Raw genomic sequence first — 15,453 nt, forward strand, 5'->3', positions numbered from 1 at the left:
AAGCTATGCCTTTAACGATGCGGATCGCGGCAAATCATGTCAATCAAGAAAATAATATCATGACAATATTTCGAACTCCGCACAATTCCCCGCCCTTTGTTGCCTAGATGGCAAGCAGGAGATGCTCGGGATCGCCGAGCAGAAGCTTTGTGACAACGCCGAGACCGGCACGCAGTTCCCCCTCCGTGGTCGAGCCCAGCGAAATCCGGACAGCTGGATGCCAAGGCATCTGCGAAATGCGAAACGACGTGCCGGGCGCAATCGCCACGCCCTGCAGGCGCGCCTGGGACACAAAGCTTTCCTCGCCGCGATCCTCGGGCAGCCGCAGCCAGACGTGAAGCCCGTCGCGATGAGCGCGATAATCCACTCCGGCAAGCACCTCGGCGGCGATGTCCAGACGCCGCCGCAAAGCCAGGCGCTGCCATCGAACGAGTTCCATCGCGGTGCCGTCGGTCACCCATTTGCTGGCGATCTCGGCCACCATCGGGGTCGCCATCCAGTTCGAGACCAGGTGGCGGTTGGCAACCGCGGCGACATAACGATCGGGTGCCGCGAGATAGCCGATGCGCAGGCCGGGCACCACGATCTTGGTGAAGGAGGTGACGTAGAGGGTGCGCTCGGGGGCAAACGCCGCGACCGGCGGCGGCCGGTCCTCGACCAGCGGGCCGAGCACATCGTTCTCGATGACGGCGATGTCGTGCCTGCGCGCCACCGCCGCGATCTGCTCGCGCCGGGCGGCATCCATCAGCGTTGCCGTCGGGTTGATCACCGAGGGCTGCACGAACACGGCGCGGATGTCGGACAGCCGGCAGGCCTCGTCGAGCGCTTCCGGGATCAGCCCATTGTCGTCGATCGGCAGACCCTCGAGATTGAAGCCGAGATAGCGCGCCAGCGGGATCAGCGTGTGATGGCCGATCGCTTCGGTGGCGACGGTCGAACCGGGCGGCGCCACGCTCATCAGCGCTACCGTCATACCGGCGGTAGCGCCGTTGGTCAGGCTGATGTTCTGCGGCGACGCGTCGAGGCCGCAGAGCCGCAGCCACTCGACACCCACCGCGCGGTGGCGCGGGAACACCATGTTCGGCCTGAACGACAGCGCCGAGCTCGACGGCAGGTTTTCCGCGAGCCAGCCCAGTGCCTGCCTCAGCCGCTCCAGATGCATCGGTTCACAGACCGGCTTCAGGATGGAGAGGTCGATGACCTCGCCCAGCCGCTCCGGCAGATAGGGCGGCTCCGGCTCGCGGCGCTGCGTCTGCACGAAGCTGCCGCGGCCGACCTCGCCGGAAACCAGCCCGCGGCGGATCAATTCCTCGTAGGCGCGGCTGACCGTCTGCACGGAAAGTTTCAGATCGTCGGCCAGTTGCCGGTGCGTCGGCAAGCGCGCGCCATTGGCCAGACGCCCGTCATGAATGGCCCGCGCGAACTGGTCGGCGAGCGATTGATATGCCGGCCGCCGGATAAGAGCGGGATCTGGTCGCCAAAATGTCATGACTTATTAGAGATCGAAATCAGTGCAATTGACAATCGAAATAATGCGCCGTCATGGTGTCGGGCACTGGAAGTGGGCGATCATGGCTGCAGCGAAACTCGATCCGATCGATCTCAAGATCCTCGACGCCATCCAGCGCGACGGGCGCATCACCAAGCTGGCGCTGGCCGAGAAAGTCGGCCTGTCGCCGACGCCGTGCTGGATGCGGCTGCGCAAGCTGGAAAAGGCCGGCATCGTCTGCGGCTATCATGCCAGGATCGCCATGCGCGCCATCGCGCCGGTCGCCACCGTGCTGATGGAGGTGACGCTGGCTAGCCACCGCCAGGCCGATTTCGACCGTTTCGAGCGCGTCATCCGCGACATCCCCGAGATCGTCGCCTGCTGGTCTGTCGGCGGCGGCGTCGATTACCTGCTGAAAGTCATGGCGCGCGACATCGACGCCTATCAGCGGCTGGTCGACACTCTGCTCGAGCGCGAGATCGGCATCGACCGCTATTTCACCTATATCGTCACCAAGACGGTGAAGGAGGAGAGTGTGCTGCCAGTGGCGGATCTGTTGCCGGCATCTTCCTGATACCGGAGAGATCGTCTGGCTGGGCAGGGTAATAGAGACAATCTCTCTACGTGCAGGCACGCAAACAGCCTCTCTGTTTGTACGGCAGAGATAGTCTTGCGGCATCACCCGAACCGGGAGCCCGATGATGTCCGCACATTTTGCCCGCTCGCACCGCCATGAAGCACTTGATCGCCTCGCCGACCGGCGGCTGCTGCGCGAACTCGCCTATGTCGCTGGCCACTGGACGGCGAGCGAGACCGCCGAGAGTTTCGAGGTGACCGATCCGGCCACCGGATCCACCGTCGCTTTTGTTGCCGCGCTCGATGCCCGGCAGACCACATTGGCGATCGATGCGGCATCGCGCGCCTTTCCTGCCTGGCGCGCATTGCTGCCGCAGGAACGGTCGAAAATCTTGCGAAAATGGTTCGATCTGATCGTCGCCGCCAAAAATGACCTGGCCCTGCTGATGACGCTAGAACAAGGCAAGCCGCTGAAGGAATCGCGCGGCGAGATCGACTATGCCGCCTCTTTTGTGGAATGGTATGCCGAGGAGGCCAAACGCCTCAACGCGGAAAGCGTCACCAGCCATCTGCCAAACGCCGAGATGGTGGTGCGACGCGAACCGCTTGGTGTCGTCGGCGTCGTCACGCCGTGGAATTTTCCCGCTGCCATGCTGACCCGCAAGGCGGCGGCCGCCCTCGCCGCCGGCTGCACCATCGTCGCGCATCCTTCCTCGGAAACGCCGCTGTCTGCACTGGCGTTGGCCGAGCTTGGCGAACGTGCCGGCCTGCCGGCTGGCGTGTTCAACGTCCTCACCGGCAGGGCTTCGATCATCGTCGGGCGGATGTGCGAAGACCCGCGCGTTCGCGCCATGAGCTTCACCGGCTCGACCGAGATCGGCAGGTTGATCGCCGCGCAGAGTGCGCCGACGATGAAGCGTCTCGTGATGGAGCTTGGCGGTCATGCGCCTCTGATCGTCTTCGCCGACGCCGATCTCGACAAGGCTGTGACCATCGCCGTCGACGCTAAATTCGCCACCTCCGGCCAGGACTGCCTCGCCGCCAACCGCATCTATGTCCAGCGTCCGCTATACGATCGGTTCTGCGCTGCTTTCGCCAAACGCGTCGAGGCATTGCGGACGGGCAATGGCCTGGCTGACGACACCGAAATCGGACCCTTGATGCACGAACGCGCCGTCAAGAAGGTCGAGGAGCAGGTGGCCGATGCGCTCGCCAAAGGCGCGCGCTGCCTGACCGGTGGCAAGCGCCATTCCGCCGGGCCGCTGTTCTACCAGCCGACCCTGCTTGCCGACGTGGGAGACGACGCTTTGATCATGCGCGAGGAGACCTTCGGTCCGGTTGCGGCCGTGACGCCCTTCGACAGCGAAGAGGAAGTCGTCGCCCGCGCCAACGCCACCGAATACGGACTCGTTGCCTATGTCGTGACTGAGAATGGCGGCCGCCAATTGCGCATCGGCCGCGCGCTCGACTATGGCATGGTCGCCATCAACCGCGTCAAGATCACCGGCGCGCCGATCCCTTTCGGCGGCGTCAAGCAGTCCGGCATCGGCCGCGAGGGCTCGCGTCATGGGCTCGAAGCCTTTACCGATCTCAAATATCTCTGCCTCGACGTGGCGTGAGCCGCACCGACAATTTCCTTCAGGAGTAGAAAAATGCTCGATCGGTCAAACGAACTCGCCGCCTGGGACCGCGATCACTTCTTCCATCCCTCGACCCATATGGGCACCCACGCGCGTGGCGAGAGCCCAACCCGTGTGATCGCCGGCGGCGAAGGCGTCACCATCTGGGACAACAACGGGCGCAAGAGCATCGATGCCTTCGCCGGGCTCTACTGCGTCAATGTCGGTTATGGCCGCCAGAAGATCGCCGACGCCATCGCCGCGCAGGCCAAGAATCTCGCTTATTACCATGCCTATGTCGGGCACGGCACCGAGGCGTCGATCACGCTGTCCAAGATGATCATCGACCGCGCGCCGCAAGGCATGTCGAGGGTCTATTTCGGGCTCTCTGGTTCAGACGCCAATGAAACCAACATCAAGCTGATCTGGTACTACAACAACGTGCTCGGCCGGTCCGAGAAGAAGAAGATCATCTCGCGCTGGCGCGGTTATCACGGCTCCGGCATCATGACCGGATCGCTGACCGGCCTCGACCTGTTCCACAACGCCTTCGACCTGCCGCGTGCGCCGGTCCTGCACACCGAGGCGCCCTACTATTTCCGCCGCGCCGACCGCTCGCTGAGTGAAGAGCAGTTTTCGCAATACTGCGCCGACAAGCTCGAGGAGATGATCCTCGCCGAAGGGCCGGAAACGGTCGCCGCCTTCATCGGCGAGCCGATCCTCGGCACCGGCGGCATCGTGCCGCCGCCGGCCGGCTATTGGGAAAAGATCCAGGCGGTGCTGAAGAAATACGACGTGCTTTTGATCGCCGATGAAGTAGTCACCGGCTTCGGCCGATTGGGTACCATGTTCGGCTCCGACCATTACGGCATCAAGCCCGACCTGATTACCATCGCCAAGGGCCTGACCTCGGCCTATGCGCCGCTCTCCGGCGTCATCGTCTCCGACAAGGTGTGGCAGGTGCTCGTCCAAGGCTCCGACAAGCTCGGCTCGCTCGGCCATGGCTGGACCTATTCGGCGCATCCGATCTGCGTTGCCGCCGGTGTCGCCAACCTGGAACTGATCGACGAGATGGACCTAGTGCGGAACGCCGGCGAGACCGGCGCCTATTTCCGCGCTGAGCTGACGAAAGCCGTCGGTGGCCATAAAAACGTCGGCGAGGTGCGCGGCGACGGCATGCTGGCGGCAATCGAATTCGTCGCCGACCGGGACGACCGCGTGTTCTTCGACGCCTCGCAAAAGATCGGACCGCAGGTCGCGACCACCCTTGCGGCAAGCGGCGTCATCGGCCGCGCCATGCCGCAGGGCGACATTCTCGGTTTCGCGCCGCCGCTCTGCCTGACACGGCAAGAGGCCGACATCGTCGTCTCCAAGACGGCCGACGCGGTAAAGAGCGTGTTTGCCAACATCTGAAGAACCGACATGAATGCCATGACCAAGACCCTCCCCGCCACCATGGCCGCCGTGCAGCTGATCGGGCACGGCGGACCGGAGAAGCTCGTCTACCGCACCGACGTCAAAGTACCCTTGCCCGCTCCGGGCGAGGTGCTGGTCAAGGTCACCGCTTGCGGCATGAACAACACCGATGTCTGGGTGCGCCAGGGCGCCTATGGCACTGAGGAGGATGCAGCCGCCGTCTCGACATGGCGGCGGCAAGGCAACACACTGACCTTCCCGCGCATCCAGGGCACCGACACGGTCGGCAACATCGTTGCCGTCGGCGAGGGCGTGTCGCCGGCCCGCATCGGCGAGCGGGTGATGGTCGATTTCTCCATCTACAATCGCGACGACGATTCACTCGCCGACATCGACTATATGGGCCACGGCCGCGACGGCGGCTATGCCGAATACCAGACAGTGCCTGCCGAGAACGCCCATGTCGTCAGCACCGATCTGAGCGACGTCGAACTTGCCACTTTCTGCTGCGCCTATCTCACCGGCGAGCAGATGCTGGAACGCGCCTCATTGAAAGCCGGCGAGCGCGTGCTGGTCACCGGCGCCTCGGGCGGCGTCGGCTCCGGCATCGTGCAGCTGGCGCGGGCGCGCGGGGCCATTCCCTATGCGGTTGCCGGCAAGGGCAAGGAACAGGCCGTGCGTGACATCGGCGCCGAGGCGGTGATCACCCGCGGCGTTGCCGATCTGCCGGCCGCCGTCAACGAAGCGACCGGCGGCCGGCCGATCGACGTGGTGGCCGACCTCGTCGGCGGCGCGATCTTCAACGACCTGCTGCGCATCCTCAGGCCGGAAGGCCGCTATACCACGGCCGGCGCGATTGCCGGCCCGGTCGTGCAGCTGGATCTGCGCACCATGTACCTGAAACAGCTCCAGCTGCATGGCTCGAGCCAGGGCACACGCGCGGATTTCCGCCGCATCGTGCGCTACATCGAGAGAAGAAGATCCGGCCGCTGGTCGGCGGCGTCTACAAGCTGTCCGATTTTCATCGCGCCCAGGCCGATTTCATCGCCAAGGATTTCGTCGGCAAGCTGGTCGTCGTGCCGGACGCGGTTGGCGTCGCCAAATAGTGCGATCAGCTCTGTGATCCAACCTGTTTGGCGGCAGCCTCGAGCGACCGTTCAAACGCGTCGATCACCTGGTCGACCTGAGGCTCGGTGATGATCAGCGGCGGGCAGAAAGCCAGCGCATCACCCATATTGCGCGAGATGACGCCGTTCTGCTGCATGAACCCATTGACGAGCCCGCCCAGCGCCCCGACCGTGTCCCACGGCGCCTTGTTCGGCTTGTCGCCGACCAGTTCGACCGCCGCGATCAGGCCGACGCCACGCACCTCGCCGACAAGCGGGTGCGAAGCGAGTGTGCGCAGCCGCTTCTGCATATGCGCACCGACTGTGCGCGCATTGCCGACAATGTCGCGCTCCTCGATCAGCTTCAGGTTCTCGAGGGCGACTGCGGCCGCAACCGGATGGCCGCCGCCGGTGAAACCGTGGCCGAAGGTGCCGATACGATTGCTTTCATCAGCGATCGGCTCGAATACCTTTTCGTTGATCAGCAGGGCCGAGATCGGCAGATAGGACGAAGAGATCTGCTTCGACAGCACCATGATGTCAGGCCTGATGCCGAAGGTCTGCGAGCCGAACATCTCACCTGTTCGGCCAAAGCCGCAGATCACCTCGTCGGCGATGAGCAGGACGTCGTATCTCGACAGCACCGCCTGTATCTTCTCCCAGTAGCCGGCCGGCGGAACGATGACGCCGCCGGCGCCCATGATCGGTTCGCCGAAGAAGGCGGCGACGGTTTCCGGTCCTTCGGCCAGGATCAGCTTTTCCAGCTCGTCGGCAAGCCGCGTCGAAAACAGCTCTTCGCTTTCACCCGGCAGCGCCTCGCGCCAATGGTGCGGCGTCGAGGTATGCAGCACATTGGCAATCGGCAGGTCAAAGGAAGTGTGGTTGTTGGGCAGTCCGGTCAGGCTTGCCGAGGCGATGGTGACGCCGTGATAGCCCTTCTTGCGGCTGATGATCTTCTTGCGCGCCGCCTGGCCGAGCGCATTCGACCGGTACCAGATCATCTTCATGGCCGTATCGTTGGCCTCGGAACCGGAATTGGTGAAATACGCCTTGCTCATCGGCACCGGCGCCATCTGCACCAGTCTCTCGGCGAGATCGATCAGCGGCGAATGCGATTTGGAGCCGAAATCGTGATAGTAAGGCAGCTTCGACATTTGCCGTACTGCCGCATCGACCAGCCGCTTCTCCGAAAAACCGACCGCGACGCTCCAGAGCCCCGCCATCGCCTCGATATAGCGGTTGCCGGCAAGGTCCTCGACATAGATGCCGTCGCCCTTCTCGATGACGAGCGGCCCCGACTCCTGATGCTTGCGCGCATTCGTATAGCCATGCATGTGAAAGCTTATGTCGCGGGCTTCGGGTGAATTCGGTCGTGCGTCCATGACGGCTCCTGTGCTGCACGCGGAACAGTCCTGCCCCCGGTCCGGCTCGGCAGGTCCCCGTGCGTTATGCCTTTGATGCATCTTTCTCGAACGGTATAGTGTCAAGCGCTTTCGACAGGGCCAGCGGATGGGTGGACGCATGCAGAACTTCGGCTTGACCTAACCGTGGACCATGTCGACTGCATTGTCGCCGGCGCCGGTGTTGTAGGCCTGGCGATCGCGCGAGAGATGGCGCAGCGCGGCATCGATACGCTGGTCCTGGAAGCCGAGAACGCCATCGGCACCGGGACAAGTTCGCGCAACTCCGAGGTCATCCATGCCGGCCTCCACTATCCGGTTGGATCGCTGAAAGCCCGGTTCTGCGTGGCCGGCCGGGAAAGACTCTATCGCTATTGCGAGGAGCGGGCGATCCCGCACGCGCGCTGCGGCAAGCTCATCGTTGCCACAAATGCCGAACAGGAGCCGGTGCTCGCCTCAATCCGGGCCAATGCACGCGCTTGCGGCGCCGGCGACCTGGTGCCGTTGCGCGAAGCCGAGGCGCATGCGCTGGAGCCCAGCCTTAGGTGTACGGCAGCGTTGCTGTCGCCGGCCACCGGGATCATCGACAGCCATGCCCTGATGCTCGCCTTGCTGGCTGATGCCGAAGCGCACGGGGGGGCACTTAGTCTCAACACGCGCATCGCCTCCGGCCGCATCGAAGCGGGCCGCGTCGTGCTCGAGACGGTGGACGCTGCAGGCGGCGAGCGCTTCGAAATCACCACTCCGCGTTTCGTCAATGCCGCCGGGCTTGGCGCGGCAGCACTTGCAGGTTCGCTAGAAGGGCTCAATCAGCAATTCGTGCCAAAGCTCCATTATGCCAAGGGCAATTATTTTTCGGTGATCGGCCGGGCACCGTTCTCGCGATTGGTCTATCCGGTGCCCGAACCCGGCGGGCTCGGTGTTCATCTGACGGTCGATCTCGACGGCGTCACCCGCTTCGGGCCGGACGTCGAATGGATCGATCAACTCGACTATCGCGTCGACCCGGCTCGTGGCGAGCGCTTCTACAGCGAGATCCGCAAATACTGGCCGGAGCTGGCCGATGACAGCCTGCAGCCCGCTTACAGCGGCATCCGGCCAAAACTGTCCGGTCCCGGTGAGGCCAATGCCGACTTCGTCATCCAGGACGTGGCGGTGCACGGCGTGGATAGCCTGGTCAACCTGTTCGGCATCGAAAGCCCCGGCCTGACCTCCTGCCTGGCGATTGCCGACCATGTCGCGCAGTGCCTCGCGCCGAACTTGTAGCGTGCGGGGCTCGCGCAACGATCTGCACTGTATCAAGGCGCATTGCGTAAACTTTCAGGCGCAAGTCGCCTATGAGGCACATCGCGCACTTGCGGCCCGCTCCGCGCTCTGATTCCCTGCACTCTGGGCTGTCCTGATTCGCACTGCCCGGTTCAAAGTTTTCGCAGTGCGCCCGGGACAAGCTTCCAGCGACCACTCGGCGTATCCAGGGAGAACGGCAATGAACACCGCGACGAGGCCGGTAATCTCGGAGATGAGGCCCAAGATCACCGTCGTCGGGGTCGGCGGCGGCGGCGGCAACGCCGTCAACAACATGATCGCCGAAGGCCTGCAGGGCGCGGAATTCATCGTCGCCAACACCGATGCCCAGGCCCTTGCCATGTCGAAGGCAACGAGGCTGATCCAGTTGGGCGCTCATATCACCGAAGGTCTCGGCGCCGGGTCCCTGCCCGAGGTCGGCCGTGCCGCGGCCGTGGAATCCATCGACGAGATCATGGATCACCTTGCTGGAACGCATATGTGCTTCGTGACCGCCGGCATGGGAGGCGGAACCGGCACCGGTGCCGCGCCTGTCATAGCGCAGGCAGCACGGGCAGCCGGAATACTGACCGTCGCCGTCGTTACCAAGCCATTTGTCTTCGAAGGCAGGCGCCGCATGTACGCTGCCGACGAGGGCATCGAGCGCCTGCGCGAAAGCGCCGATACCGTCATCGTCATCCCCAACCAGAACCTGTTCAGGATCGCCGACGCCAGAACCACGTTCGCCGACGCCTTCGCCATGGCCGACCGGGTTCTTTATGCGGGTGTCGGCTGTATTACCGATCTGATCGTCAAGGAAGGCCTGATCAATCTCGACTTCGCCGATGTAAAGTCGGTGATGCGCGACATGGGCCGCGCCATGATGGGGACCGGCGAGGCCGCCGGAGAAGGCCGCGCCAAGAAGGCGGCGGAAGCGGCAATCGCCAACCCGCTGCTCGACGAAGCTTCGATGATGGGCGCCAAAGGCGTCCTTGTCTCGATATCGGGCGGCATGGACATGACGCTGTTCGAAGTCGACGAAGCCGCAACCCGCATCCGCGAGGAGGTCGACAACGATGCCGACATCATCGTCGGCGCCATCTTCGACAAGGCACTCGCCGGAAAATTCAGGGTATCGGTCGTGGCGACCGGCTTGCGGCGTGGCCTGGAGATTCCACTGCTTGCCGAACCGGAAGTTCGCATGAACTGAACGCGTATCGCTGACTACCAGCCTCGCGTCACCAGAGCCGCGCGCCGTCGATGACTTCCCATCAGCCGACGGTTGCTCGCGAGCTGTATCCGATACTCAGGCCGCCCGAACGCTGCGCGCTCCACGCGCCCAGGCCGGCAGCCAATCGCCATGCGCAACCAGCAAATCGTCGACCAGCGACCATATCTGGTCGAGGTCGAGCTCAGCCGCCGTGTGCGGGTCCATCATCGCCGCGTGATAGATGTGCTCGCGATTCTCGGTCATCAGCGCCTGGACCGTCAGCTCCTGGACGTTGATATTGGTGCGGATCAGCGCGGTGAGCTGCACCGGCAGGTCGCCGAGGAAGGTGGGTTGAATGCCGGAGGCGTCAACGAGGCATGGCACCTCGGCCGCGCAATTATATGGCAATGACGTGATGCAGCCATTGTTGCGGACGTTGCCGTAGATCACCGACGGCTCGCCGGTCCAGACCGAGTTCATGATCGAGGACGCATATTCCTTCGACTGCTCCACTTCGATCTTGTCAGCCGAGCGATAGGCTTCCGCTTGCCCCTTCCAGCGTTCGATCTGCTCGATGCAGCGCTTCGGGTATTCGTCGAGCGGGATACCGAATTTCTCGATCAGATCGTCGCGCCCGTCCTTGATGAAATAGGGCGTGTATTCCGCGAAATGTTCGGAGCTCTCGGTGACGAAGTAACCGAGGCGCTTCAGCATCTCGTAGCGCACTCTGTTCGGGCAGCGCGGGTTCCATCCCGGCTTCGGCGCCCGCCCTTCGCTGTAGGCGCGCAGCAGATCCGGATAGAGGTTGCGGTAGGAGCCGTCCGGCTGGCGATGCTCGAATTTCAGGTAGAAGGCCATGTGATTGATGCCGGCCGAGCGGTAGCGAATCTCCTCGTAGGGAATGTCGAGATCGTGCGCCAGTTCCATCGCTGTGCCTTGTACCGAATGGCAGAGGCCGACCTGCTTGATGTCGGGATATTTCTCCGCGATCGCCCAGGTGTTGATCGCCATCGGGTTGACATACTGCAGCATGATCGCCTGCGGGCAGATTGCGAGCATGTCCTCGCAGATCTTCCAGAGATGCGGCACGGTTCTCAAGCCGCGCATGATGCCGCCGACACCGAGCGTATCGGCGATGGTCTGGCGCAGACCGTATTTCTTCGGAACTTCGAAATCGGTAACGGTGCAGGGCTCGTAGCCGCCGATCTGGAAGGCGACGACGACGAAATCGGCGCCCGCCAGCGCCTTGCGCTGGTCCGAATAGGTTTCGGCTTTGGCCCTCACGCCGAGCGTCGAGATCAGCTTGCCGACCACGATTGCGCTTTCCTCGAGCCGTTGCGGATTGATGTCCATCAGTGCGATCGTCGCGCCGGATAAGGCCGGACGCTGCAATATGTCGCCGACGATGTTCCTCATGAACACCGTCGAGCCAGCTCCGATGAAAGCGACCTTGGGATTTCTTGCCACAACAACCTCCGGCATAAGCAATCAGGCTACCTCGAAAGCGGCTTTGACCAGCCGTTCGGTGTAAGCGGTTTTGGGATGGGACAGGACTTCGTCGACCGGCCCCTCTTCGACGATCTTGCCGTGCTGCATGACGATGACGCGGTGGCACAGCGCCCGAACGACCTTGAGGTCGTGCGAGATGAAGATGTAGCTCAGGCCCCGTTCGCGCTGCAGCTTGCGCAGCAATTCGATGATCTGCGCCTGGACGGAGAGATCCAGCGCCGATGTCGGCTCGTCGAGTACGATGAATTCCGGTTCGAGCGCGACGGCGCGGGCAATCGCAATACGCTGGCGCTGGCCGCCGGAAAACTCGTGTGGGAAGCGCGACAGGATATCGCCGGGCATGCCGGCGCTGATCAGCGCCTCGCGCACCCGCTCGATCCGATCGTTCCTGGTGGCGCCGATTCGGTTGACGACCAGCCCTTCCTCGATGATCTGGCCGATCGTCATGCGCGGGTTGAGCGACGAGAACGGATCCTGGAAGACGACCTGCATGCGCGACCGCAACGGCCGCATCTGCGAACGTGAACAGCCATGGATCGGCTGGCCATCGAAATAGATCTCGCCACTGTCCGTGGTGTTAAGCCTGAGCAACGCCTCGCCGAAGGTGGTCTTGCCCGATCCGGATTCGCCGACGAGACCCAGCGTCTCGTGCCGCCGAAGGGTCAGGCTGAGACTGTCGACGGCGACGAGTTCGCGCAGGTCCGGCCTCATGAACGTGCCATGCCGCAGCATGAAGGAGACGCGCACATCCTTGGCTTCAAGAATGACGTCGGCGCCTTGGGGCAACGGATTTGCCTGGCCGCGCGGCTCGGAGGCAAGCAGGTGACAGGTGTAGGGATGCTGCGGATCGGCAAACAGCCTCTCCGTCACATTGTGCTCGCGCATCTCCCCATGCTGCATGACGTAGACATAGTCGGAGAACTGCCGCACCACGGTCAGGTCGTGCGTGATCAGGATCACCGCCATGCGCAGTTTCTTCTGCAGGTTTCGGATGAGATTGAGGAGCTGCGCCTGAACCGTGACGTCGAGCGCCGTCGTCGGCTCATCGGCAATCAGCACATCGGGATCGTTGGCCAGCGCCATGGCGATCATCACACGCTGGCGTTGGCCGCCGGAAAGCTGGTGCGGGTATTGTTTCAGCCGCGCCTGGGGCTCAGGAATCTGTACCTGCTGCAGCAGCTCGAGCGCTCTTGCTTCGGCCTGCCTGCGGCTCATCTTGCGATGCACCCGTATCGCCTCGACGATCTGGCTGCCGATCGTGTAGATCGGGTTGAGCGAACTCATCGGCTCCTGAAAGATCATCGAGATGCGGTCGCCGCGCAGTTTGCGCCGCGCACGCTCGGAATATTTCAGGATGTTCGCCCCGTTGTATTCGACAGTCGATTTCGGCGACACGACCGCGCGTTTCGACAACAGTCCCATGACGGTGCGCGCCGTCACCGACTTGCCCGATCCCGACTCGCCGACAATGGCGATCGTCTCGCCGCGATAGAGCTGGAAGGAGATGTCCTTAACGGCTTCGATCATGCCGTGCTCGACCTTGAAATCGACGGCGATGTTGCGGGCATCGATGACCGGTTTTTCCGAACGGCCGTCATGGTCGAGCCGGACAGGCGGTGCGAAGGATTTGACGAGCGCGTGTTGCATCATGTCACGCTCAATACGGATCGACCGCATCGCGCAATCCATCGCCAAGCGCGTTGAACGCGAAGACGGTGACAAGCACGAAGCCGACCGGCGAGAGGATCCAGGGATAGGTGCCGATGACCGAATAGGTCGCGGTGTCCTGCAGCATCAGGCCCCAGGAGATCAGCGGCGGCTTCACCGCGAAGCCGAGAAAACCGAGGAAGGATTCGAGCAGGACGACGCTGGGGATCGCCAATGTGACGGCAACGATGACGTGGCTCATCACGTTTGGAAAAATGTGCTGCATGATGATGCGGCCATCTGTGGCGCCGACCGCCATCGCCGCACGGACGTAGTCGATCCGCGCCAGCGCCAAGGTCTTGCCGCGCACCTCGCGCGACATCTGCGCCCAGCCGAGCGCCGACATGACGACGATGACGAAGGCCAGGAAGACATTCGTCGGCGCCGTCACCGGAACAAGCGACGTCAGCGCCAGATAAAGCGGCAATTGCGGAAATGCGAGCACCAGTTCGACAAAGCGCTGGACCCAGACATCGAATGTGCCGCCGAAATAGCCCGACACCATGCCGACTGTCGTACCGATCACGGTGACGATGAAGACCACGGTCAATGCGATCATCAACGAGATGCGCGAACCATAGATCGCACGAGCCAGCACATCGCGGCCGAATTTGTCGGTGCCAAGGAAATGCACCGGCTGGCCGTCGGTCGAGCCGAAGAAGTGCCGGTTCGCGGGAAGCAGGCCGAGCAGTCTGTACTCCGCTCCCTTGACGAAGAAGCCGAGCAGCCGCGGATGGTCGTAGTCCGGCCCGACGACGGGTTGGAAGGTAACCGGGTCGAGGTCTTCCGAATCCGCCAGAGCATAGACGCGTGGCTGGAAGACAAAGTTGCCATCCTTGTCATGGAAGCTCATCATCTGCGGCGGGGCAAAGCCGACATCGGTCACCTTGGGATCCATCGGTGCGAAGAAGTCGGCAAACACCGCCAGCAGCACCAGAAACGCGACCAGGATGAGCCCGGCCATGCCGGTCCAGGACCGTTTCAGGCGGCGCCAGACGAGCGCGATGTAGCTCTCATTGCCGCGCGGCTTGATCTTGGCCGATTCCTCGGCAAGCGGCGGCAGCGAGGGCTCGAAGGCAAGCATCTCAGGACCCTGCATATTGGCGCACACGCGGGTCGAGCATAACGAGCAGCATGTCGGCGATGATGTTGCCAACGATCAGCGTCGCCGACAGCACCATCATGAAGGTCGCCGTGACATAGACGTCGCCAACCGCCATCGAGCCGACGATCGCCGGGCCAACGGTCGGCAGGGCAAAGATGATCGCCGTCTCGATCTCGCCGGTCAGCATATAGGGCAGCACCACGCCCTGATACATAACCAGCGGATGCAGCGCATTGGGCACCGCATGGCGCATGACGACCGCACCGCCGCTGAGGCCCTTGGCGCGAGCGGTCTCGACATATTGCGCATTCAGCGTGTCGAGCAGATTGCCGCGCATCACCCGCATGTTGTAGGCGAGCCCGCCGAAGGTCGCGATGGCGACAACCGGCCAGACATGCCGGACGAGATCGACGAACTTCGCCCAGGACCACGGCGCCCCGCCAAATTGCGGCGAAAAGAAGCTGCCGATCTCGGAGACGTTAAACTGGAAGACCAGCAGATAGACGATGATCAGCGCCATCAGGAAGCGCGGTACCGTCATTCCGAGGAAGGAAATCGCTGACAGCGTACTGTCGATCCAGCTGTACTGCCTGGTCGCCGCCCAGATACCAAAGCCGATGCCCAGCACCGAAGCCAAGAGGTGGCAGACAAGCGCAAGCAGCAGCGTGCGCGGCAGCCGCTCGCCAACCACGTCGGCGACGGGCTTGTTGTAATACAGGCTGTGGCCGAAATCGCCGCGGGTGATGATGCCGCCGATCCAGTTCAGGTATTGGAGCGGAACCGGCTTATCGAGGCCGTGCTCCACGCTGTAAGCCTTCGCCTGAGCATCGGCCTCGGCAAAGGAGGCTCCACCCTGGTTGATGAGCTGCAAGCGGATATAGTCGGCATAGTTACCCGGCGGTGCCTGGATGATCGCGAAGGTAACCACGCTCAAAATGGCGAGAACCGGTATTGCGGATGCTATGCGCATAAGCAGAAATCGCAGCATCGACCGTTTTGCTCCTCGCTCAGATTCTCAGTTATCCCTCACCG

Annotated in this window: 11 protein-coding genes and 1 pseudogene; 6 read left to right on the forward strand and 6 right to left on the reverse strand. The window is 63.0% G+C overall.

Translation table 11 applies throughout. The features are described 5' to 3' along the window. Positions 1-103: 103 nt before the first annotated feature. Positions 104-1,489, reverse strand: coding sequence for a MocR-like ectoine utilization transcription factor EhuR (gene ehuR / locus NKH80_RS03460; RefSeq protein ID WP_352989657.1), 1,386 nt, complete (start codon positions 1,487-1,489; stop codon positions 104-106). Positions 1,490-1,571: 82 nt separating this feature from the next. On the opposite strand from ehuR, the gene NKH80_RS03465 reads away from it, so the two are divergent. From NKH80_RS03465 to NKH80_RS03480, 4 genes and pseudogenes are all read left to right on the forward strand, one after another. Next, entirely contained in the window at positions 1,572-2,063 is a 492-nt protein-coding gene (locus tag NKH80_RS03465) for an Lrp/AsnC family transcriptional regulator (protein WP_031211913.1), read from the forward strand. 127 nt (positions 2,064-2,190) lie between these two features. Then, positions 2,191-3,684 carry an NAD-dependent succinate-semialdehyde dehydrogenase gene (locus NKH80_RS03470; protein ID WP_352989848.1) on the forward strand — a complete coding sequence of 498 codons (1,494 nt, stop codon included), beginning with the start codon at positions 2,191-2,193 and terminating at the stop codon, positions 3,682-3,684. A 33-nt stretch (positions 3,685-3,717) separates the two neighbouring features. Beyond that, positions 3,718-5,097, forward strand: a complete 1,380-nt coding sequence (locus NKH80_RS03475; RefSeq protein WP_352989659.1) for an aspartate aminotransferase family protein — start codon at positions 3,718-3,720, stop codon at positions 5,095-5,097. A gap of 9 nt (positions 5,098-5,106) precedes the next feature. Then, positions 5,107-6,206: pseudogene (locus tag NKH80_RS03480) on the forward strand (alcohol dehydrogenase family protein). 5 nt (positions 6,207-6,211) lie between these two features. Here NKH80_RS03480 and NKH80_RS03485 read toward each other — a convergent pair. Next, positions 6,212-7,588 carry an aspartate aminotransferase family protein gene (locus NKH80_RS03485; RefSeq protein WP_352989662.1) on the reverse strand — a complete coding sequence of 459 codons (1,377 nt, stop codon included), beginning with the start codon at positions 7,586-7,588 and terminating at the stop codon, positions 6,212-6,214. A 165-nt stretch (positions 7,589-7,753) separates the two neighbouring features. On the opposite strand from NKH80_RS03485, the gene NKH80_RS03490 reads away from it, so the two are divergent. Both NKH80_RS03490 and ftsZ read left to right on the forward strand, forming a co-directional pair. Next, the gene (locus NKH80_RS03490) at positions 7,754-8,872 is read left to right on the forward strand and encodes an NAD(P)/FAD-dependent oxidoreductase (RefSeq protein WP_352989665.1); all 1,119 of its coding nucleotides are present in this window, start codon (positions 7,754-7,756) and stop codon (positions 8,870-8,872) included. A 220-nt stretch (positions 8,873-9,092) separates the two neighbouring features. After that, complete coding sequence (gene ftsZ / locus NKH80_RS03495) at positions 9,093-10,100, forward strand: cell division protein FtsZ (RefSeq protein WP_023677189.1); 1,008 nt, start codon at positions 9,093-9,095, stop codon at positions 10,098-10,100. Between the two features lie 96 nt (positions 10,101-10,196). Here ftsZ and NKH80_RS03500 read toward each other — a convergent pair whose 3' ends face one another. Genes NKH80_RS03500 through NKH80_RS03515 form a run of 4 tightly spaced genes read right to left on the reverse strand, consistent with a single transcriptional unit; the run spans position 10,197 to position 15,409 of the window. Continuing rightward, positions 10,197-11,567 (reverse strand): alpha-glucosidase/alpha-galactosidase, encoded by a 1,371-nt coding sequence (locus NKH80_RS03500; protein WP_352989669.1) that lies wholly within the window; start codon positions 11,565-11,567, stop codon positions 10,197-10,199. Positions 11,568-11,588: 21 nt separating this feature from the next. Then, entirely contained in the window at positions 11,589-13,256 is a 1,668-nt protein-coding gene (locus NKH80_RS03505; protein WP_352989850.1) for an ABC transporter ATP-binding protein, read from the reverse strand. 10 nt (positions 13,257-13,266) lie between these two features. Next, complete coding sequence (locus tag NKH80_RS03510; RefSeq protein ID WP_292653801.1) at positions 13,267-14,400, reverse strand: ABC transporter permease; 1,134 nt, start codon at positions 14,398-14,400, stop codon at positions 13,267-13,269. Position 14,401: 1 nt separating this feature from the next. Beyond that, complete coding sequence (locus NKH80_RS03515; protein ID WP_352650414.1) at positions 14,402-15,409, reverse strand: ABC transporter permease; 1,008 nt, start codon at positions 15,407-15,409, stop codon at positions 14,402-14,404. Positions 15,410-15,453: the final 44 nt, after the last annotated feature.

Origin of the sequence: Mesorhizobium sp. M0904, assembly GCF_040319475.1 — a bacterium.
GTDB lineage: Bacteria > Pseudomonadota > Alphaproteobacteria > Rhizobiales > Rhizobiaceae > Mesorhizobium.

Excerpts from the sequence above, each read along its gene's own strand:
- ehuR (WP_352989657.1), bottom strand. The coding sequence starts at position 1,489 with ATGACATTTTGGCGACCAGATCCCGCTCTTATCCGGCGGCCGGCATAT.
- NKH80_RS03465 (WP_031211913.1), top strand. The coding sequence starts at position 1,572 with ATGGCTGCAGCGAAACTCGATCCGATCGATCTCAAGATCCTCGACGCC.
- NKH80_RS03470 (WP_352989848.1), top strand. The coding sequence starts at position 2,191 with ATGTCCGCACATTTTGCCCGCTCGCACCGCCATGAAGCACTTGATCGC.
- NKH80_RS03475 (WP_352989659.1), top strand. The coding sequence starts at position 3,718 with ATGCTCGATCGGTCAAACGAACTCGCCGCCTGGGACCGCGATCACTTC.
- NKH80_RS03485 (WP_352989662.1), bottom strand. The coding sequence starts at position 7,588 with ATGGACGCACGACCGAATTCACCCGAAGCCCGCGACATAAGCTTTCAC.
- ftsZ (WP_023677189.1), top strand. The coding sequence starts at position 9,093 with ATGAACACCGCGACGAGGCCGGTAATCTCGGAGATGAGGCCCAAGATC.
- NKH80_RS03505 (WP_352989850.1), bottom strand. The coding sequence starts at position 13,256 with ATGCAACACGCGCTCGTCAAATCCTTCGCACCGCCTGTCCGGCTCGAC.
- NKH80_RS03510 (WP_292653801.1), bottom strand. The coding sequence starts at position 14,400 with ATGCTTGCCTTCGAGCCCTCGCTGCCGCCGCTTGCCGAGGAATCGGCC.
- NKH80_RS03515 (WP_352650414.1), bottom strand. The coding sequence starts at position 15,409 with ATGCTGCGATTTCTGCTTATGCGCATAGCATCCGCAATACCGGTTCTC.